General features: G+C 66.6%; 4 protein-coding genes. All 4 read left to right on the top strand.

Annotated features, from left to right (window positions below):
• Positions 1 to 1,473: ABC transporter substrate-binding protein (locus tag ABD366_RS23130; RefSeq protein WP_344442367.1), on the top strand; the 1,473-nt coding region annotated here is incomplete at its 5' end.
• A 112-nt stretch (positions 1,474 to 1,585) separates the two neighbouring features.
• Entirely contained in the window at positions 1,586 to 2,563 is a 978-nt protein-coding gene (locus ABD366_RS23125; protein WP_324773891.1) for an ABC transporter permease, read from the top strand.
• 10 nt (positions 2,564 to 2,573) lie between these two features.
• A complete protein-coding gene (locus ABD366_RS23120; RefSeq protein ID WP_324773893.1) occupies positions 2,574 to 3,635 on the top strand; it encodes an ABC transporter ATP-binding protein in 1,062 nt (353 codons plus the stop codon).
• A gap of 27 nt (positions 3,636 to 3,662) precedes the next feature.
• On the top strand, positions 3,663 to 4,781 hold the full coding sequence (locus ABD366_RS23115; RefSeq protein ID WP_324773895.1) for an ABC transporter ATP-binding protein: 1,119 nt from the start codon (positions 3,663 to 3,665) through the stop codon (positions 4,779 to 4,781).
• Positions 4,782 to 4,907 lie beyond the last annotated feature (126 nt).

Below are 4,907 nucleotides of genomic sequence, written 5' to 3'. Positions count from 1 at the left end.
ACGTACACCGAGGACGACAAGGGCAACCAGACGGTCGTCGGCGACCTCGCCACCGACCCGGGCAAGTCCTCCGAGGGCGGCAAGACCTGGACCTTCGAGCTGAAGGACGGCATCAAGGACCAGAACGGCCACGTCATCACGTCGGCCGACATCCGCCACTCCATCGAGCGCCTGTACGACCCGTTCCTGACGGACGGCCCGACGTACATCCAGCAGTGGCTCTCCGGTGCGGGCACCAAGTACCGCGAGGCCTACCAGGGTCCGTACAAGGGCAAGCACCTGCCCGACTCGGTCCTGGCCACGCCGGACGACAAGACCATCACGTTCCACTTCCTCGAGGCGCACACCGACGTGCCGCAGGCGCTCGCCATGGCCGCCTACTCCGTCGTGCCCGAGAAGACGGACACGAAGCAGAAGTACGACCAGTCGCCCGTCGCCACCGGCCCGTACAAGGTCGCCTCGTACAAGTCGGGCAAGTCCCTCAGCCTGGTGCGCAACACCAACTGGGACGAGAAGACGGACCCGCTGCGCCACGCCTACGTCGACGGCTGGAACATCGAGTTCAACCACGACAAGGCCGACCAGACGAAGACGATCCTGGCCGACCGCGGTGACGCCAAGAACGCCATCATGTTCACCGGCCAGGTCGACGCCACCCAGCTGCAGAAGATCACGTCCGACAAGGCCGTGATGAAGCGCACGATCCAGGGCTTCGCCCCGTACGTGTGGCAGCTGAACTTCAACCTGGACCGCGTCAAGGACAAGCGCATCCGTGACGCCATCGCCCTGGCGATCCCGGCCACCTCGGCCGCCCGCGCCGACGGTGGTGCCTACGGCGGTGACGCCGCCACGTCGCTGATGTCGCCCACCACCCCGGGCTTCGACAAGACGTACGACCCGTTCAACCGGGTCAAGAAGCCCAACGGTGACATCGAAGCGGCGAAGAAGCTCATCAAGGAGGCGGGCGCCGAGGGCAAGAAGCTCGTCTACGCGTACGCCAACACCCCGGTCCGTACCACGCAGGCCAACCTGATCATCAACCAGCTGAACAAGATCGGGCTCGACATCCAGAAGAAGGAAGTCGACCAGGCCACCTGGTATGAGCAGATGGGCAAGGTCAAGAACGGCATGGACCTGTACATGACCGGCTGGGGTCAGGACTGGGCCGACGGCAACACCGTCTTCCCGCCGTCCTTCGACGGTGCGCAGATCCAGGACGGTGCGTCGAACTACTCGCACACCAACGACAAGCACGTGAACTCCGAGCTCTCCCGCATCCAGAAGATCGCGGACGCCGACGAGCGCGCCAGTGAGTACGCGAAGCTGTCGAAGTACATCTCCGAGAAGATCAACCCGGCCGCGCCGATCTACTACACCAAGGTGTTCCAGATCGCCGGTTCCAACGTGGGTGGCCTGCGCTACGGCCAGGTGGTCAGCTACACCGACCCGACCACGATCTTCCTGAAGAAGTAAGCAGTACAAGGCAGTCGTACGGGGGTGAGGGCGCGGCGGAGCCCTCACCCCCGGGCCGCCGGATCCCCCTCCTGGCCTCCCACCGCCACCGTCCTGAGAGCAGCTTCCTGCCATGCTTCGATTTCTCATACGCCGGACGTCTGGCGCAGCACTCATCCTCCTGCTGATCAGCGCCTTCACGTTCTTCATGTACTTCGCCATCCCACAGGACCCGGCGTTGCTCGCGTGCGGCAAGAACTGCACTCCGGCGGCACTCGACATCATTCACAAGAACCTCGGTCTCGATTCCCCGGTCCCGGTGCAGTACTGGAACTTCCTCGTGGGCATCTTCGCCGGGCGGGACTTCGGCGTGGGACACTGCGCGGCGCCGTGCTTCGGCGTCTCGTTCCGCAACAACCAGATGGTGTGGGACACCATGATGGACCGGCTTCCCACCACCCTCTCGCTGACCTTCGGCAGCCTCATCGTCTTCCTCATCGTCGGCCTCGGCGCCGGCATGATGGCCGCCCGCTTCCGCGGCACCTGGCTCGACAAGATGTTCAGCGGTGGCTCGCTGGTGCTCAGCTCGTTCCAGATCTACTTCCTCGGCCCGATCGTGCTCGGCATCTTCGTCTACAGCACCGGCATCCTGGACAAGCCGAAGTACGTGCCGATCACCGAGGACCCGGCCGCCTGGTTCATGGGTCTGCTGATCCCCTGGGTCGTCATGGCGACGATCTTCACGGCCAACTACACCCGTATGTCACGCTCGTCGATGATCGAGCAGCTCCAGGAGGAGCACGTACGGGCGGCCAAGGCCAAGGGCATGAGCAGCCGGTACGTCTTCTACCGGTACGCGTGGCGCGGTTCGGTCATCCCGATCGTCACCATCCTGGGCATGGACATCGGTGGTCTGCTCAGCGGTGGCATGGTCACCGAACTCACCTTCGGTCTGGCCGGGTTCGGCCGGCTCGCCCGTGACTCGGTGATCAACAAGGACCTGCCGGTCCTCATGGGCGTCATGATCGTCAGTGCCGCCTTCATCATCATCTGCAACATCGTCGTGGACGCGCTGTACGCCGTGATCGACCCGCGCGTGCGCCTGTCCTAGGAGAACCCCCGTGACCACACTGACCAAGACCGAGGACGCCCCGGCCCCGACCGGTTCCGAGGCGTTCCTCTCGGTACGCGACCTGCGGGTGCAGTTCTCCACCGAGGACGGCGCCGTCAAGGCGGTGGACGGCCTCTCCTTCGACCTCGAGCGCGGCAAGACGCTCGGTATCGTCGGCGAGTCGGGTTCCGGCAAGTCGGTCACCAACCTGACCGTGCTCGGCCTGCACAACCCGACCACCACCACCATCGACGGCGAGATCGTCCTCGACGGCAAGGAACTGCTCACCGCCTCTGAGTCGGAGCTGGAGAGGCTCCGCGGCAACAAGATGGCGATGATCTTCCAGGACTCGCTGACCGCGCTGTCGCCGTACTACACGGTGGGCCGGCAGATCGCCGAGCCGTACCGCAAGCACACCGGCGCCAGCAAGAAGGAGGCCCGGGACCGGGCCATCGAGATGCTCGGCAAGGTCGGCATCCCGCACCCCAAGCAGCGCGTCGACGACTACCCGCACCAGTTCTCCGGCGGTATGCGCCAGCGCGCCATGATCGCGATGTCGCTGGCCTGCAACCCGGAACTGCTCATCGCGGACGAGCCGACCACCGCGCTCGACGTGACGGTGCAGGCGCAGATCCTCGACCTGCTCAAGGACCTCCAGCAGGAGTTCGGCTCCGCGATCATCATGATCACGCACGACCTGGGCGTGGTCGCGAACATGGCCGACGACATCCTCGTGATGTACGCGGGCCGGGCCGTCGAGCGGGGCACCACCCGCCAGGTGCTCAAGTCGCCCGAACACCCCTACACCTGGGGCCTGCTGAGCTCGATGCCGAGACTCTCCTCGGACGTCAACGAGCCGCTGCTGCCGATCCCCGGCTCGCCGCCCTCGCTGCTCAACCCGCCCACGGGCTGCCCGTTCCACCCGCGCTGCGCCTTCACCGACAAGGTGTCGGGGGACCGCTGCTCGGGCGAGCGGCCGGTACTCCCGACCGGACGCGGGTCCGCCTGTCACCTGACGACGGAGCAGAAGCAGCAGGTGTTCATCGAGACGATTCAGCCCCGGCTGGGCTGAGCAGCTACCGGCGACTGGGGCAGAACCATGAGCGAGAACAACAACAGCACCACGGCGGTCGCCGAGGCGATCCCCGGGCAGCGTGACGGCGATGCCGCTCCGCTGCTGAAGGTCGAGGGCCTGCAGAAGCACTTCCCGATCAAGGGCGGCTTCCCGATCCGGCGCACCGTCGGCGCGGTCAAGGCCGTCGACGGCGTCGACTTCGAGGTCTACCCGGGCGAGTCGCTCGGCCTGGTCGGCGAGTCCGGCTGCGGCAAGTCGACGACCGGCCGCATGCTGACCCGTCTGTACGAGCCCACCGCGGGCACGGTCACGTACAAGGGCCAGGACATCAGCCACGCGAGCCGCAAGCAGCTGGCGCCCATCAGGTCCGAGATCCAGATGATCTTCCAGGACCCGTACGCGTCGCTGAACCCGCGGCAGACGGTCGGCTCGATCATCTCCGGCCCGATGGAGATCAACGGGATCAACCCGCCCGGCGGCCGCGAGGCGCGGGTCCGGGAGCTCCTGGAGATCGTCGGTCTCAACCCGGAGCACTACAACCGCTTCCCGCACGAGTTCTCCGGCGGCCAGCGTCAGCGCATCGGCGTCGCCCGTGCGGTGGCCCTGGAGCCGAAGCTGATCGTCGCGGACGAGCCGGTCTCGGCGCTCGACGTCTCCATCCAGGCGCAGGTCGTGAACCTTCTCCAGAAGGTGCAGCGGGAGATGGGCATCGCGTTCGTCTTCATCGCCCACGACCTGGCGATCGTGCGGCACTTCTCGCAGCGCGTCGCGGTCATGTACCTCGGCAAGATCATGGAGATCGCCGACCGGGACTCGCTCTACAACCGGCCCCGGCACCCGTACACGCACGCGCTGATGTCGGCCGTGCCGGACGCGGACATCGACGCGGAGAAGAAGGAGCGCATCCGCCTGGAGGGCGATGTGCCTTCCCCGATCGCGCCGCCGTCCGGCTGCCGCTTCCGCACCCGGTGCTGGAAGGCGCAGGACAAGTGCGCGACGGAGGAGCCGCCGCTCGTCCAGATCTCCGGCAGCAAGCCCGGGCATCTGACGGCGTGCCACTTCCCCGAGGAGCCGACCACCGAGGCGCGGGCGGAGGACATCGTTCTGGACCCGGCGCTGGCGGCGCTGGAGAAGAACGAGTGACTCCGTCGGTTTAGCGGGATGAGGGCTCGGCCTGGTGATGTCACCGGGCCGGGCCCCCTTTTTTTTGGCGTCTGCCGCGTGGCGGTGGGTGGGTGGCCGCCGGCCGGTGGGGGCTTCTCGCGCAGT

Source organism: Streptomyces kunmingensis, from assembly GCF_039533535.1.
GTDB lineage: Bacteria > Actinomycetota > Actinomycetes > Streptomycetales > Streptomycetaceae > Streptomyces > Streptomyces kunmingensis.
The sequence above is the reverse complement of the archived record's forward strand: the minus strand, read 5'-3'. Positions and strand labels throughout refer to the sequence as shown.